Here is a 16,035-nt window from a genome sequence, read left to right on the forward strand (position 1 = left end):
CTGGCCGTTGCCGTCATTGTGATGCTGCCGACACAGCAAATCAGGAAGGCACCGCATTGCCAGCGCTTTCATATGGAGGCCGCCGCACTGGCCACAATCCGAACGGTCTCGTCAAGGCCTGCCTGAAGTCGCCGTGCACCGGGCGGTTCGGCCACATCAGCCTCGAAACCGCCGGCGACTGCGTTTGGTCGACCCGCGCGCATGTTGATGCTCAGAACGGTTTCGGCGCGATGCGTCGCACACGGTTCAACGCAACGATCAAGTTCGATGTCGGGCGCCAGAAATGGGAGCTTGTAAGTTTCAGATGGAGCTGACCCTGGTATCGACGGGCCAGGTGACCGGTCAGGACGTGAGCGACTGCACCATCCCCGTTTGCATCTTCACCCACCCCATGTCGAAGGGGTTCGTTTGCGGCAACGGATCGGAATTGATTACGGGTCCGTTCCGGTAATCCCGTGGAGACAAGCCGAATTGCGCTTTGAATGCCCGCGAAAATGACTGTCGACTGGCGAAACCGACATTGAATGCCAAACGGTCCAGGTTGGTACCGGCGCTCCCGCCAAGCATCTTTGCCGCTTTCCTCAATCTCTCGTTCCTCAGCAGTTCCGCGGGGGTGCCGAGGTCCTCACACAACCGATAGAGTTTGGATTTCGATACGCCAAGATCGCTTGCGATCGTAACCGCCGAGCAGTCAGGGTCATGCAGGTTGCGCCTAATTGTGTTCAGGATCGCGCTGAATACGGAGATATCGCTGATTTCGACACTCTCCATGCAGTTGATCGTCTGATAATTCATCGCGTCCGCGATCAGCGATATCAGAAAGTCGGTCATGATGGATGCGTCATGTTGCGTGGCGCCCGGCAACTGATCGAAAACGGCGAGCAGCGCGGAACCCAGAACCCGTGACATCGGGCCGTCGGGGAGTTTCCACCCGTGGAAGCGGTCGAGCATCAAAACACGCTCGGAAAGGGCCTGTCTGTTCAACGCCACGCATATGGAATGATGCTCGGGAAGGACGAAGCGGCTGTGTCGTGTAAAGTCGGCAATGCGCATCTCACCTGGACGCACCGTCGATTCCTCGCTCCCGTACGAACAGGCCCCCGTTCCCGAGAGCCGCATATCCAGGTTGATGAAATCGAAGCCGTCTTTGGCGATATAGTGGGGCTTTCGCTCCAGCGTGCAGCTTGTCGTGGACAAAACCTCATGAAACATCGCGTTCGGAGCCTGGTAGAACGAATGCTCATAGTGAAAGGGATCGCCGTACGCACCGTCGCGCTCGAGCAGCATGGTCGAGCTGATGTGCTCGCGCATCCAGGCGAACTGTTCATTGCTCGGGACTTGGGACGAGGAGACCTTTGAGGATATCACGGGTTGGGATTCTGACATTTCGGTATCGCCGATGCATTTCTGGCATTCATTGCCTTGCAAAACAGGGGATCGTTATTCCGTTGGAATCGGAACAACGCTCGTTACTGCCGACGCCAAGGAATTCACCGCATCGCGCCGGAGCCACCAGGTTTACGGGCTCCATGCCGTTGATCGGTTCCATTGAAGGTGCGCGCCTCAGGGCGATCCTTCGCGGGCTGATCAATGACGGCACTTGAGACGATCGGTGCTACGGAGCAGCGTTCCGAGTTTGTCTCAACGACGCAGGATTCAGTATTGATAGGCATCCGCTGGCGCTTTTCAGCACAGGTAACTCAGCTGGTATCGGGTTCGAAGACACCGATACAATTGACCCGGCTGGCTGCGGTATGGGCGATTGCAAACCCCTTGATCAGGTGACATTCACGCCTCCCATTTCATGCTTACTACTCGCCCCGAGTAATGTTATAACAAAATATCCTTTCAGCAACAAGCTCTCCTCGATTGCAGCATGGTCAAACGGGGACAGCGGCAAACCGGAAACATGGCGCAAGACATCCTTCATCCTGACGCATCAGGCACGGCCGCCTGCAGACCCGACGGCCAGCCGCCGTCCATTATCAGGAAGCTTGGCCCGGCCGCTTCGGGAAGCGCTCCAAAAAGGATCCTTGCGTCGAACGCATAGTCTTGCGCCTCACCATGCGGGTGAGACAGTTCCACTATGACGGGCCTGTCCAAACACCCCTCGACCGCGACAAGAGCCTTTGGAGGATCTGCTTCGAAGCGATCCGCGTGCTCCGCCCAAAACCGGAAAAAATCAACGAGTGATATGCTGCCGGATTTCCGTTCGAAACGATCTGCAAAACAGGCGACATTTGCATTCATGCCCGTCAACATCAGGGTTGATCCGTCGAACCGGAAACCCTCGACGAATGACACATACTTGACCGTCGACTGAAAACACCCGTTTGCCGCCGAGCCGCGGTGATAAACCGTAAAGGCGGATAGAGCAGAGGCGAGCGCCGTAACGAATCTTCCTGCCATCGCGACCTTTGATCCCCAAACAAATCAATGCAGACCGGTCTCCATGGTGGAGGATTGGATTGTCGATTGAACGCCCAATGCGTCGCAATACACGTCAATTGTGACGCACTTCGTGCCAATTCGCCGTGGGCCAATTGAAAAGAAATCCCGGCTCTCCGATGATGACGGTGCAACATGGTTTTGTGGCCCGTGAACAGAGCAGGTCTGGGTTAGATTGGACCGTCTGGTGCTGGAAATTCAGCTCACTCGGCAAGGCGCGTCCCGATGCCGAACACCGGGAAAGCGGCTTGGGTGACGCTGAGGGCGCGATTTTCCTCACCCTTTACGGAGCTAATTGGTTGATAGGCTGCGTTGAGTGGACCGGGCGATATAGCCCCCAGTGTCGTTGGCTTACAGCTGCGGTGGTTCTGCACCACCGTGTGGCCCGCCGAGCCGGCGACCTAACAACCACCCCGGTCCAGCGGTTCAATCTAGCCCAGAATTGCTCTAGCGGACGTGATTACGCTGACAGGTCGGTCGCCGCGGTTGCGCGGAGGTGAGGATGATGATGATGGTGTCCGCCACCATCATGGACCCCCGGGCGATTGCGACAACGCCAATACCACTGCATGGCTTCTCCCACCTTGAGACGGCGCTCGGGTTGTTGTCTGCATCACACAGTCCGCCCGGCACAGCCGGGGGTTCCACCACCACCACACCACAGCGGGGCTTTTTTGTCGCTTCTTCAAATCCAGGGGGACCGGATACAACGACGGGTGCATCCCGCTGCGTTTCTTTCAATCAACACGAAACCATCCGGTCCCGCGCCCTTTGATTCTCTCTCGAATGGTTATCCCATCCCCACCGGGCACGCGGGCCGTTGGCACATTTGCCCGGCTATGTGTCAGTTCAGGGGGATGTTGAGCCAGACCTGACCGCCGTAGGCGTGGTAGTCAGACAAGCCGATCCCGTCATATTTGGCCGAAAACCGGATGTTGAAATCGTCCGGTCTTTGCACGATGAGGCCGATCTCGGCTATGCCGCGAAATCCTTCAATCCCGTAGTCGATGCCGGCGATCGTTACATCGGTCCCGTCGAAGTCCCACAGGCCGCGAACAGCGATGTGCGGTTCAACGACGACACCCGACTCCAGCACGTAGCGTCGCGAGATCTCCGGACCGAAACGGAGCCTTCCAAGGCTCACCGTCTGCGCGGCAACGCTCGCGCCCGATGAATCGACGTAGCTGTCCTGACGCTCCTCGATATAAGCGATGCTGACCTCCGGTGACACGCGAACGTCCCCGAACAACAAGTTGCCGGTTAGCTGGCTGCTTACCAGCCAGCGCGTTGTATCGAAACTGGCCGTGACCCCCCCGACATTGACGTCGTTGTCCGACCGGCCCCAGGCGCCCCGGACATCGAGAAACAGATTGGGCGTAAGCCTTGCGGTGGCATAGGGACCGACCATCCAGCCGACACCTTCGGTGTCGGAATCGACACTGCCGATCCGGTCATCCATCCAGTCGACCTGACCCAGCACACCGGCAATTATCGCCGGATGGACCTGGCAGTCGACACCGAGATACCCGATCGCGAAATCACCGTTTCTGTCCCCGGCGTCCTGGAAGTCCACATAGTGTGCTTCGGCCCAAAGGTCCCAGCACCCGAAACGCGACGGTGCGGGCGGCGCCTCGGGAAAGGGCGGCTCCGATCCGATCGGAAAGTCGACCGCATTGACACTGGTCAGGCTTCTCAGGCTGAACTGGGCACCACCGCCGGATTGTGACATCCAGAACCTGCTTTTTTCGCCGGCTCCATAGGCCGAGACGGATGACTCGGAGCCGCCGCCCCAAAGCGCATCAAGGCGCTTGCGAACCATCCTTGCACGGTCGGGCGATTCCTCGAGAAGCCTGTGCGTGCGCTCGGCCAGAAAAGCCGTGACAACGGGAGTTGTTGTGGAGGTGCCAGCGGTATTCGGGGTGCATGCAATCGTGTAATTCACAGTTACCTCGATTAGGCCCTGGGCGTCGGGTAAATACTCACTGTTAAACAAGATGCTCGTTGACGTCTGGTCACCATCGGGATCATGTGAAATGTTGAATGTTTCATCGATGGCCACGTCGCGACTGAAAATCAAATCGGTGTCGACATCTATCTGCACGAATACGTGACCGAAATTACCGGTAACGCGGATTTCGATGTCGATCAGATCAGTGTCCGCAAGACTTCCTACAATTATTTCATCCGTTATGGTTCCACCGGTGGGAGTAGCGCCCCCAAGAGTTGCGCCGTCAAGGGCGGAACAGTCGGCATAGTTCGTCACGCTCTGCCCCATCGCCGGAACGGCCAATCCGCAAAGCGCCAACAAAACAAATACAAATACCCGCATGCATTCCCCCTGAAGCAAAGCCCGACCGGCGTTCCTGCGCGTCTGTCCGCACATGCTTAAAAATCGGTGACTTCCGGCCCTTTGGAAAGCGCGGGCACGTGGCGATCCTTCTCAATTGTGTCGCGATTTGTGCCGGCGCGATCAGATGCACGAGATGGCCGGGCCTGCCTTGTTCGCCGCTGCACGGGAACGGCAAATTCGGAAACTCAACGCTGATAATATTCGCGGTACCATTCGACGAACCGGCCGACTCCTTCCCGGTAGTCTGTTTGAGGCCGATATCCCGTCAGGGCATGGAGGAGTGTCGCATCGGCACAGCTCGCCGGTACGTCGCCCGTCTGCATCGGCATCAAATTTCGTTGCGCCGGCTTCTCGAGACACACCTCGATGGCTTCAACGAAATCCAGAAGCCTGACCATTTTTGTGTTACCGATATTGACGATCCGGAACGGCGCCACTGCCGACAGGCTGTCGCCCTCGATTGTGCCGGACCGGTTGCCTGGCCCCTCCGGCACGACATCCATCAGCAGTCGAATGCATCTGACGAGATCGTCCACATAGGTAAAGTCGCGATAGATGCCGCCATTGTTGTAGACGTCGATGGGGCGGTCCGACAGGATCGCATCGACGAACTTGAACAGCACGACATCCGGCCTGCCCAGAGGCCCATAGACGTTGAAAAACCGCAACATCGTGGTCGGCACGCCCCAGACATGCGCATGGGCGTGTGCCATGCTTTCATTGGCCTTTTTCGTCGCCGCATAGGCGGTCAGCTGGGTATCGGCCTTCTCGGTCTCGTTGAGCGGCATGTCATCATTGGCGCCGTACACCGACGATGAAGAGGCCATCAGAAGATGATCGACTTCCGGCGTCCGGGCCGCCTCCATGACGTTCAACGTTCCGATGATATTGCTGTCCAACAAGTCCCGGGGATTCTCAAGGCTGTGTCGCGCTACTGACTGCGCTGCCAGGTGAACGATGATGTCGGGCCGGAACCATTCTGCCGCGCTGCGAACGCGATCCGCATCCTCAAGCATCGCCTCATCGGTGGTGAACCGTTCGTTTCGAAGCAAAAGGCCGAGCCGGTGCCTTTTCAGCTTGAGGTCGTAATCATCCGTCAGGCCATCGATGCCGTGAACGAAAAATCCCTCGGCCAGAAGCACCCGTGCCAAGTGATAGCCGATAAAGCCGGCTGTTCCGGTTATGAAGATGCGCTTGGGCAATGGAGCCGCCGATTTGCTGTCAATTCAGATGAAAATCCGGGCTGGTACCGACGACACTAACCGCCCCGCGGTGCACACAACGGCTAGCCTACACCTGCGCTCTTGACGGCCTCAACACGCGTTCCGTTGCATTGCGTGCCAATTGTGTTGCGGTACGAATCAAAAGCTGAAATGCCGATGAACGCACCCGTCGATATAGTGGCGTTTTGCCCGTAACCGCCCCGAATCAATCGGCCGGGAGCTTCGAAAGGTCGACAGCCTGCCAGCCGAGCTCGGACAGCCGCGCAATGATGGCCTGCTGCTCGGCGGCGATCGCCTGCAGTTCCTCGGCAGCCTGGGGCGGTATCGTCTCGGTGGTGGTGCTGTGGACGATGTAATGCGCCAGCCAGTAATAGGTATCGGCCTTTTGAACTAGGGCGGCCGCGAATGTCGGATATTGCTGCAGCACATGATCCAGAATCGAAATCTGTTCGGCAAAGACAGCGGTGTTGTCGCCGGCCTGTATCGAATCCGACATACGGTCGGAGACGATCGTCGAGATAACGGCCGCGGTTTCCCGCGGCGACAGGGCACGCAGGTAAAGGCCGTTTTCCAACGCGGTATCGGTAATCGGCAGATATTTTCGCAGGTTCTCCAGGGACGACGGCAGGCCCTTGTCGGTGGCTTCAAGGGTGATGGTCTCGCCGGCCGCGTTCGTATAGCGGATCACCATGTGGCGCGGCGCCAGGGCAAGCTTCATGTCGAGCCCGATCCGGCCGCCCAGGATCGCCATCAGGATCGGCATGGTGATACAGTTACCCTCGCGTGTCCTGACATAGTTGGAAAGAAGGCGGTTCTTGAAGCGCACGCCCTGCGGATCCGTCTTTGAGTATTGGAACGGCTCATGACCGTTCCACGCGCCGGGCGCATAAAGGAACGTGCGCAGGATCTGCAGTTTTTGCGCTTCCGTCGCATCGCCGGGAATATATCGCCTGAGCCCGGACACAAGACCGTCGATATCGGCAAGGCCGGCATCGATGTCGGTGGAAGGCGCGGCGATCTTGTCGGCCGACAGTTTGAACAGCGCGAGATCGAAATTCTCGAAATCGGTTTGCGCGTACAGCAATTGCAGTTTGTGAACGTAGTGACTTTCCTTCCCGTGGGCGGGAAGGACGGCCAAAACAAAGACAACAAATGACAGCGACAGCCCGCGCATCAGAATTTTGCCCCTACCGCTGCCTTGGCTCCCCAGGTCGATGTGGCTTCGGCACCCGATGCGCCAATGGGGTCCATGCCAAGACCTTCCTGGAAGACACTGAAATCAATAATCCAGTCGCCATACGACCATCGAATGTCGGCATTGATCTTCGGCCGCAACGCGTTTTCCGAGAACAGATCCGTGGCGCCCCCGGTGTTGGCTTCGAACGCATAGGCGCCGGCAAGGCCAAGGTTGAGCGCAATCGTCGAGCCGTTGTCCAGCAGCCAGTCCCGCATGAAGTCGAAACCAAAGATCACATCGCCAAGCGAAACCGTCTGCTCCGGAATGGTAAAGCCGATCGTGTCGACATAGGAATGCTGGGTTTCGCGGAAATAGCTCACGCCCAGGGACGGAGAAACCGTCCAGCCGCCATAAAACAGATCAACGGAAACCTCACCGGCAATCAGGAAGCGGTCGGTCTTGAACTCGTCGACATAAAGCCCGACAGGATTGGTATCGTTCGTCGACCGCCCCCAGGATGTTTCCAGCTCGAATGTCAGGTTCTGCTCCGGCACGCGATAGACCAGATACGGACCGATCATCCAGCCGACGCCCTTGACGCGTGAGCCGGCGCTGTCGTTGCGCAGATAGCTGTAGTCGATCTGACCGGTCAGGCCCAGGGTCAAATTGTCATTCATGCTGCGCTGTATGCCGCCGATCAGCATGGCGAATTGCAGCTCATTGTCCCGGGACTTGGTTATGCTTGACGTCAATTGTGTCCAGCCAAACCACCGTTCGTTGAAATTCTGCCCCTTGAAGACGTTCAGAAGACCGGTAAGGCCATCCGTGCCGTAAGCGAAGCTGTATGCGCCGGACGGCTTTGTGCCGCGCAGGGCAATGGCCTTATAGTCCGGCCGGTCGGACATGATGCGCCTGCCGCGCATGGACATGAAAGCCGCATTGGCTTCCAGGGTTTCTTCAACATTGCCGGCATTGCCGATTGTTGCCTCGGCTCTTTCATTGCCGTTTCCATAGGCGTCCTCGAATGTGTCCGCCGGCAGCGCCAGGCCGATGGTATCGATGCCGTCAGTTGTGATGTCGACAGTGTATTCGCTCGCGGACACGACCGTGAAATTCGAGGCCGCGGCTTCGCTGACTTCAAGATCGTCAAGCGTAAATCCAACGACATTCTCGTTGAAAGTGATCGTGGCGGTGAAGGGCTCTTGCAGCTTGTAGGTATCAGGCACATCGATCGTGGCGATCGGACCTGTCGTGTCGGACGGATTGGCTGTGACCGTTGCGCTGAATTCCGCATTGCCATTGTTATTGCCGTCCATGACCGCATCGGCCGGCAGGGTAATGGTGATATCTTCCAGCGCATCTATCGGGTCAATGCTGATCGTGTAGATCGTTCCGCTGCCGGCAAATTCCACGACATCCGCATTGGCCAAGACGAGATCGCCGGCGTCGAAATCTGTAACCACTTCATCGAAAACCAGCTCAATGACAAACGCGTCGGGACCATCAAAATCCGACGGAATGCTTGTTGAAGCCAGTCCCGGCGCAACACCATCATTGAGCGTGAAGACCAATGATTCCGCATTGGGTACGCCGGCATTGGTCTCGGCAATGCCGGCCGGGATCTGCAAAGCGTGCGCAAACGTACTCGTCCCGGCAAAGACGATCAAACACATCAACAGACGAAAGAGCCGCACCATTCTTTTCCCCCTTCGAGTAGGCCGGCCGCCCACAACGGACGGCCGGTCGCCTTGATGTTATTCGGGTTGTCCGGTGCACTGCGTACAGTCCGCAGGGATGTTGAGATCGATCGTACCTGTGCCGAGAGGGGTCAGATCAATCGTCCATGTCTTGTTGTCGGAGGTCGACAGGCTACTACCGAGCGTGCCGCCCGTGACGGTAATGTCACCGACAACAAAGGTAGCGGGATCGATCGGTTCCGAGAACGTGATGGTCAGTTGCTGCGCGTTCTTCGTTGTATACGGATTGTGCTCAGCCACCATCTCTCCGGTTGGGCCGGCCTTGTCTTCAATGGCGCTCCAATTCGCTATCGCCGAATCGAACGAACCAACAGCCGCCACCTTGTTATCGCTTACATCAGCAACAACATCGCCGGTAAGGCCCAAGTCGATATCGCCGGCAAGATCGGCCGGTGGCGTGATGGTCAAGGTGTAAACGATATTGTCGCTGGTTTGGACGGTGTCGATGGTGCCAACGGTTATAGTGAAGGCGCCGGTAACGGTGCTGCTGTCAACCCATTCGCTGAACGTCACGGTGACGTCAAACGCAGTTTGATCCGTATAGCTCGTCGCCGACGACGCAACACCAGCAACTGTCGGCGCTACGCCATCCTCAATAGTCCCCATCGAGGCTTCGGCGTTCGTGTTCGGATTCGGCGTCGCAGTATCTTGAACGGCTCCGGCCGTCAAGGTGAGCGGTATATCGCCGGACACGCCAGCGGCAAGGGTAATTACGACCTGCCATTTTGTTCCCGTGTTATCGTTGGGATCGGCCGTAAGTGCGCCTATCGTGATGCCGGCATTGGTGTTTGTGGTGGTGACCGCACCTACACCGCCCGACACAAGGGAAACCCGCTCATCAAAAGTCACATCAACGGTTAAGTTACCAGCCCCTGTGTAATTCGATGGAACGGTATATGTTGCGGTCGGTGCAATGCCGTCTGTAACTGACAGGTTGACTAAGGAAACACCATTGGCTCCGAGATCGTTAACCGCATCGGCCGGGATGTTGAGGCTGAGCGGGCCGGTGCCGACAGGCGTCACCGTAAACTCATAAACGGCATCGTTGTCGGTGCCGCTTGTGATCACAACGGTGTTGGCTACACCACCTGAAACGATAGTCACGTCGCCCGCTTCAAAGCCGCTGACACCCTCGGAAAAGGTGACCGTGAATGTCTGGTCGCCTGTGTCTGTATACGAGGTAGCGCCGGATTTGGACGCAACGGTCACAGTCGGTGCTGGACCATCGCTCGGGATCTGTACACCGTTGTTGAAATCGGTCGAATAGACCTTGGCCGGCACATCGTTTCCGCCGCCATCTACAATGGCACTTGCATTGATCTCAAGATCGAGCCGGCCCGTGCCGTCCGGCGTCACGGTGATCGTCCATGTTTTGTTACTATTACTGGACGAGACAGCATCGACGGTTCCGTTGGTCGCCGTGAAATCATTGGTTGTGATGCCTGTGATCGGCTCGCTGAACGTCACCGTGAAGGTGAAATCCTGGTTAGCCGTATATTCGTCCGCTTCAGCGGTGAAAGCAGTAACGGTCGGAGCCATCGAATCAGTGATCGTGGCGATATCCTCAGCAACAATAGAGTTGCCTGCGTCATCCTGAACTGCGCCGTCGTCTAATGAAAGAGTGATATCACCCCCTACGTCGGTTCCAATAGTGAGCGTCGTTTTCCACTGAGTGTCCAACGTAGCGCCAGTGACGGATGTCAAAGCAGTTGTTGACATCGTACCAGTGGCTCCGGAAATGATAATCGTGCCCGAATTCACTTTCACCGGCTCATCGAACGTAACGATAATTTCAATCGTGCCGGCACCGGTGTAGTTCGCAGGCGCGTCATCGGACGCGACGGTTGGCTTAATGCCGTCTGCAATTGAAAGTTCATCCGATACCGCATTATCATTGCCGTCAAAATCAGCAGCAGCACCGGCCGGGATTTGCAGCGCCTGTGCTGGCGGCACCAGCAACATCAGACCGCCAAGAATTGCGAATGCTGAAAGAATCGGCAAACGGGTTCGTGATCTCTCGAAGATTTTCATGCTCGTGTCATCTTTCGTTCATTTGTTTCGGACGATACCGATGCGCTGTCGCCGCTCCCCGGGGATTCACTGGACCGGATCCCTTCCCTGATGGGTGCGGACAGGATTTTTCATACCGAACAACCGAATTGGCGAAGCATCGCGCTGTCAGAACGTCATGGCGAGGCTTTCGGCGGCCTGGTTCCCCCGTAGTTCCCCTCCGACAAAAATCCGTGATTTGCGGGATTTTTAGAAGCGCGGGCATGGAGCGTTGCTTCTCAAATGCGTCGCAATTCGTGCCGGTGGGAATGCAACCACAGTTGCGGGCAAAGACCGTCCTGCGCTTCACTCATCTGCGGAACGCTGTCGGAGATACCCGGTCTGTCCGGCCGGAGATGGCTGCGAAGGACCGTCCTTAGAACGTCACGGCAACGCTCGCATTGGAACGGATTTCCCGGTAGGCATCCGACCCGTAACGGCCCTCAACCGACGTCCTCAGCGACCATTTGCCGTAGTCGTGATTAAGGCCAATGCCGGCAAAGCCGACCACCGTGGCGTCCGTGACATTGACCGGGATCGCCTCAAACGGCAGTCCGGCAATGCTGATCTCGACGTCGTCTCCACCGAGATTGAAAAAGCCGTCGACACCGGCCCAGGTTTCTACCGACATGATGCCGTTGTGCAGTTTGCGCTGTTCGGCGAGGTAGCGCGCCTCGGCCCTGACCGCCGCCACATGCACGTCACGGCTTGCAACCGTCATGCCGGCCATACCGGACTCCGTGTAGCCGTCGATGAAGAGGCCCGCATAATTGCCGCCGACGCTTACTTCAAGGCGGTCTCCCAGTGAGCGGCCGATGGTGAAGGACGGCGAAATAAAAGTGCCGTCATAATCGGCCGAGACCGTCTCCAGGCCGCCGGCCACCATGTTGTTGGCGACCGTGCGCTCGTAGGAAAAATCCGTGTGCCCGCCGAGGAATGCCGCCTCGATCCAGAACGGCCCGGTGCTCATGCCGCCATAGAGCCCGCCATAGTAAGATAACGCATCAGTGGTCAGTGCATTCTTCAACTGCGAATAGGCGCCGCCCAGGAACGCGCCGTACATGCGATCGCCGGAGGCAAAGCCGCCGCCCGTGACAAGGCCGCCATAGGCCTGCCTGGCGCCCTGTTTCTGAAAGCCGCCGAATCCGCTCACCCAGCCGCGCGGGCCGGTGTTGTCAAAACCGGGCGGCTCCATGCCGTAGGCAAAGGTGCCGTTGCCGGAAAAGCCGCCGCCGAACCTGTTGCCGCGCCCGGCGCCGTCGCGCACCGCCTGGTGCACGGCATCGGCCGTCGTCTGGATGAAGGCCTGCGACAGCTCGAAGTAGGATGGATCGACGGTGTAGACGATGCCGTTCGTTTCGTCATGAATAATGGGAAAGACGGAAGTCAGCGTCTCAATGGTTCCGTCATAGTCGAGATAAAGGTTGAGGCCCTCGCCGATATTGAGCCTCAGGTTTGGGCCGTCGAAAAGCACGCCGCCGTCGATCACCGAGCCGGCGAGAAGGTTCACAGAGATGTTGGTGCTCGTGCTGTCTATGCGGATTGCATGGTCGCCCCCGACAATCGTGCCGCGATTGGTGATCACGGCTCCGGCGCTGGCGTTTCCAAATCCGTCTGTGGTAATTGTGATGCCGTTAATGTTCCCGGTTACCGTGCCATTGTTGACGATCTTGGTATCCAAGCTGCCTCTAACAATAACGCCGGTGTTGACCCCCTTGATCGTGGCTCCACCGGCGTTGGTGATCGTCGCGTTGTTGCTCTTGTTGATACCGATGCCTTCTTCACCCCCCTCGATCGTCGCGCCGCCGGTATTGATGATCGTGGCGTTGTTGCTGTTGTAGGCCCAGATGCCGTATCTCACACCCTCGATCGTCGCGCCGTCGGCATTGGTAATCATGGCGTCGTTGCTAAGGTGAAGATAGATGCCTTCGAACGCGCCCCCTTTGATCGTGGCTCCGCCGGTGTTGGTGATTTTGACCTCGTCGCTGCCGAAAACGTACACGCCATACATGACAGAAGTGATTGTCGCGCCGTCGGCGTTGGTAATCTCGGTGTTGTCGCCGGCGTTTGCATTTGAGCCGTTTACATAAATGCCGTAGTCGCTTTGGAGCAGTCCGTAGTTGATGACATGGGCATTAACGCCTTGAATCTCGATCACATCATCGCCGCCTGAAATTGTTCCGGTCGAGCCGTTGATAATGGTGATGTTATCACCGATGGAGTGGATACCGTCGTGGCCAGTTGATGCAATTGTGCCGTCATTGATCACGGTCTGATTGTCCGCTGTCGCAAAGACAGCATGGTAACTTGCGTCAATGGCACCGCCATTTTCCACCGTCAGCGTATCGCCGTCGTCAGTGATTCTCTGTGTTATGGTCTCGGTCGTCCCGTCCGGAACGGTGACGTCGGCCGCCATTGCCGCCTGGACCAGGAAAAGTGCCGTTGTGCAAAAAAGCACCCGCCTTGCGGGCCGTCCGGAAACTGGAAAAAAGGACAAAGAAGCATTCCCCCGAAATCGGCTTAATAATGAAGCCGCTCCGACGCTGCCTGAAAGCGGACTTCAAAAACGTCACACCCGGAAGCACCACGGAATTGCAAAGCGTCTTCCCAGGTACGAAAATCCGTGATTTCCCGGTTGTTTAGAAGGGCGAGCACGTGGCATTCCTTTTCAAATGCGTCGCAATTCGTGCCGGAGCGCGAGCAACCGCCCCTGTGCGAAGCCTTTCGCGTTCTCGGGGTTCCGGACGTTGCCGACGCCCTGGCCGAAACAGAAACGCTGCCGGTTTCCGAGATCCCGCTGTTTTTGCGAAAAGGCAGCGCGGGCTGAAGCCCAACCGGCACGCCTCAAACATGAAGGCCGCCGCGGTTGCCCGTGGCGGCCTTCGGGCGCTTTGGAGACTATTGTGCGCCCTCAGAATTTCATGGCCGCCGCAGCCGAGCCGCGGATTTCGGTAAAGGCATCAGTGCCGTAGCGGCCCTCAACCGATGTCCTCAGCGACCATTTGCCGTAGTCGTGATTAAGGCCAATGCCGGCAAAGCCGACCACCGTGGCGTCCGTGACGTTGACCGGGATCGCCTCAAACGGCAGTCCGGCAATGCTGATCTCGACGTCGTCTCCACCGAGATTGAAAAAGCCGTCGACACCGGCCCAGGTTTCTACCGACATGATGCCGTTGTGCAGTTTGCGCTGTTCGGCGAGGTAGCGCGCCTCGGCCCTGACCGCCGCCACATGCACGTCACGGCTTGCAACCGTCATGCCGGCCATTCCGGATTCCGTGTAGCCGTCGATGAACAGGCCCGCATAAGTGCCGCCGACGCGCAACTCAAGGCGGTCTCCCAGTGAGCGGCCGATGGTGAGCGACGGCGAGATAAAGGTGCCGTCATAATCGGCCGAGACCGTCTCCAGGCCGCCGGCCACCATGTTGTTGGCGACCGTGCGCTCGTAGGAAAAATCCGTGTGCCCGCCGAGGAATGCCGCTTCGATCCAGAATGGCCCGGCGCTCATGCCACCGTAGATCCCGCCATAGAACGATGACGCATCAGTGGTTATTGTGTCTTTCAGCTGCGAATAGGAGCCGCCCAGGAACGCGCCGTACATGCGATCGCCGGAGGCAAAGCCGCCGCCCGTGACGAGGCCGCCATAGGCCTGCTTGGCGCCCTGGCTCTGATAGCCGCCGAAACCGCTCACCCAGCCGCGCGGACCGGTGTTGTCAAAACCGGGTTTACCGGTGCCATAGGCAAAGGTGCCGGTGCCGGAAAAGCCGCCGCCGAACCGGTTGCCGCGCCCGGCACCGTCGCGCACCGCCGCGTGCACGGCATCGGCCGTCGTCTGGATGAAGGCCTGCGACAGCTCGAAGGTGGATGGATCGATGGTGTAGACGATGCCGTTCGTTTCGTCATGAATAATGGGAAAGACGGAGTTCAGCGTCCCGATCGTCCCTAGCGTCTGGTCGTAATCGAGGTAAAGGTTCAGCCCTTCGCCAATGTTGACCGTCACGTCGGCACCGAGATACCCGAAAACGACGTCTCCGTCGATCACCGAGCCGGCCAAAAGGTTCACTGTGGCTTTACCGGTGCCACCTATAAAGATTGCCCAATCGCCCCCGACAATCAAACCGCGATTGTTGAGTTCAAAGTTGTCGGAGTTGCCGACTGTAATACCGACTTCCCTCCCGATGATCGAATTGTTGTTGTTGATTGTGACGTATTGGCTGTCGTCGATATCAAAGCCGTCGTCGTCCCAACCGTCGATCAATCCGTCGTTGTTGACCGTGACGTTGCTGCTCTCGTCGATACGGATGGCGTCGTCGTCCGATGGTCCGCCAATGATCTTTCCGGTGTTGTTGACCGTGATGTTGTCGCTGCCGTCTATACGGAGGCCTTCGTCATACTGCATACCCAAAATTGTGCCGGCGTTGTTGACCGTGATGAAACTACTGTCGTGGACATGAACGCCATACTCGGCCCCTTCGATCAAGCCGGTGCTGGCGTTGGTGATCGTGGAGTTGCTGCTGTTCCAGATTTCAACGCCGTCATCGTTACTACCGTAGAAATTGCCACCTCTGATCGTGCCGTAGTTGATTATTGTGTAATTGTCCCCTTCCGCCCTTACGCCTCGGTCGCCGGCGGCGGTTCCATCGATGGTGCCGCCTTCCTCCACCGTCAGCGTGTCGCCCCCGCTGATCCACGTCGTGGGCAAGGTCGTTCCGGGGGAAACGGTGACGTCGGCCGCCATCGCCGCCTGGGCCAGGAACAGCGCCGTCGTGCAAAAGAGCACACGCCTTGCGGGCAGCCTGGAAACTGGAAAAAGGGACAAGGAAACACTCCCCCGAAATCTGCGTGAAAATCGGTAAAGCAAGGTCGCCCGGGATTTTGCGGACCTCCCGGCCGGTCGCTGCGCGCAATCCGGTGGATCAGGGCGCCAACCGCGCTTCGCAATAGGATTTGGATCGAAATATGATTTGCAGTCAGAATTCCGGATGGGCCCAGAAACCGCGCTGTCTCGGGATGCCTGGTGTCAGCTGGCACCTG

Annotated in this window: 10 protein-coding genes; 1 reads left to right on the forward strand and 9 read right to left on the reverse strand. The window is 57.9% G+C overall.

What is annotated here, in order from left to right:
* Positions 1 to 56: 56 nt before the first annotated feature.
* Positions 57 to 314 carry a hypothetical protein gene (locus E4M07_RS26965; RefSeq protein ID WP_136661519.1) on the forward strand — a complete coding sequence of 86 codons (258 nt, stop codon included), beginning with the start codon at positions 57 to 59 and terminating at the stop codon, positions 312 to 314.
* 28 nt (positions 315 to 342) lie between these two features.
* Here E4M07_RS26965 and E4M07_RS26970 read toward each other — a convergent pair whose 3' ends face one another.
* The 9 genes from E4M07_RS26970 to E4M07_RS27010 all read right to left on the reverse strand — a co-directional run bounded on the left by E4M07_RS26970 (position 343) and on the right by E4M07_RS27010 (position 15,820).
* Positions 343 to 1,311, reverse strand: coding sequence for an AraC family transcriptional regulator (locus tag E4M07_RS26970; RefSeq protein ID WP_169054423.1), 969 nt, complete (start codon positions 1,309 to 1,311; stop codon positions 343 to 345).
* Between the two features lie 615 nt (positions 1,312 to 1,926).
* Positions 1,927 to 2,262 (reverse strand): hypothetical protein, encoded by a 336-nt coding sequence (locus E4M07_RS26975; RefSeq protein WP_136661521.1) that lies wholly within the window; start codon positions 2,260 to 2,262, stop codon positions 1,927 to 1,929.
* A 1,030-nt stretch (positions 2,263 to 3,292) separates the two neighbouring features.
* Positions 3,293 to 4,795 carry an autotransporter outer membrane beta-barrel domain-containing protein gene (locus tag E4M07_RS26980; RefSeq protein WP_206057411.1) on the reverse strand — a complete coding sequence of 501 codons (1,503 nt, stop codon included), beginning with the start codon at positions 4,793 to 4,795 and terminating at the stop codon, positions 3,293 to 3,295.
* Positions 4,796 to 4,983: 188 nt separating this feature from the next.
* The gene (locus E4M07_RS26985; RefSeq protein ID WP_206057412.1) at positions 4,984 to 6,000 is read right to left on the reverse strand and encodes an NAD-dependent epimerase/dehydratase family protein; all 1,017 of its coding nucleotides are present in this window, start codon (positions 5,998 to 6,000) and stop codon (positions 4,984 to 4,986) included.
* A 226-nt stretch (positions 6,001 to 6,226) separates the two neighbouring features.
* Positions 6,227 to 7,195 (reverse strand): transglutaminase family protein, encoded by a 969-nt coding sequence (locus tag E4M07_RS26990; RefSeq protein WP_136661524.1) that lies wholly within the window; start codon positions 7,193 to 7,195, stop codon positions 6,227 to 6,229.
* On the reverse strand, positions 7,195 to 8,895 hold the full coding sequence (locus E4M07_RS26995; protein ID WP_136661525.1) for an Ig-like domain-containing protein: 1,701 nt from the start codon (positions 8,893 to 8,895) through the stop codon (positions 7,195 to 7,197). Before E4M07_RS26995 ends, E4M07_RS26990 begins: the two co-directional genes overlap by 1 nt.
* 57 nt (positions 8,896 to 8,952) lie before the next feature.
* Positions 8,953 to 10,986: an Ig-like domain-containing protein gene (locus tag E4M07_RS27000; RefSeq protein WP_136661526.1), complete on the reverse strand. Its 2,034-nt coding sequence runs from the start codon at positions 10,984 to 10,986 to the stop codon at positions 8,953 to 8,955.
* A gap of 394 nt (positions 10,987 to 11,380) precedes the next feature.
* Entirely contained in the window at positions 11,381 to 13,420 is a 2,040-nt protein-coding gene (locus tag E4M07_RS27005) for an autotransporter outer membrane beta-barrel domain-containing protein (RefSeq protein WP_136661527.1), read from the reverse strand.
* A gap of 495 nt (positions 13,421 to 13,915) precedes the next feature.
* Entirely contained in the window at positions 13,916 to 15,820 is a 1,905-nt protein-coding gene (locus E4M07_RS27010) for an autotransporter outer membrane beta-barrel domain-containing protein (protein ID WP_136661528.1), read from the reverse strand.
* Between the last annotated feature and the right edge of the window lie 215 nt (positions 15,821 to 16,035).

This window comes from Nitratireductor sp. XY-223, assembly GCF_004959855.1.
In the GTDB taxonomy this organism is placed as follows: Bacteria; Pseudomonadota; Alphaproteobacteria; order Rhizobiales; family Rhizobiaceae; genus Hoeflea_A.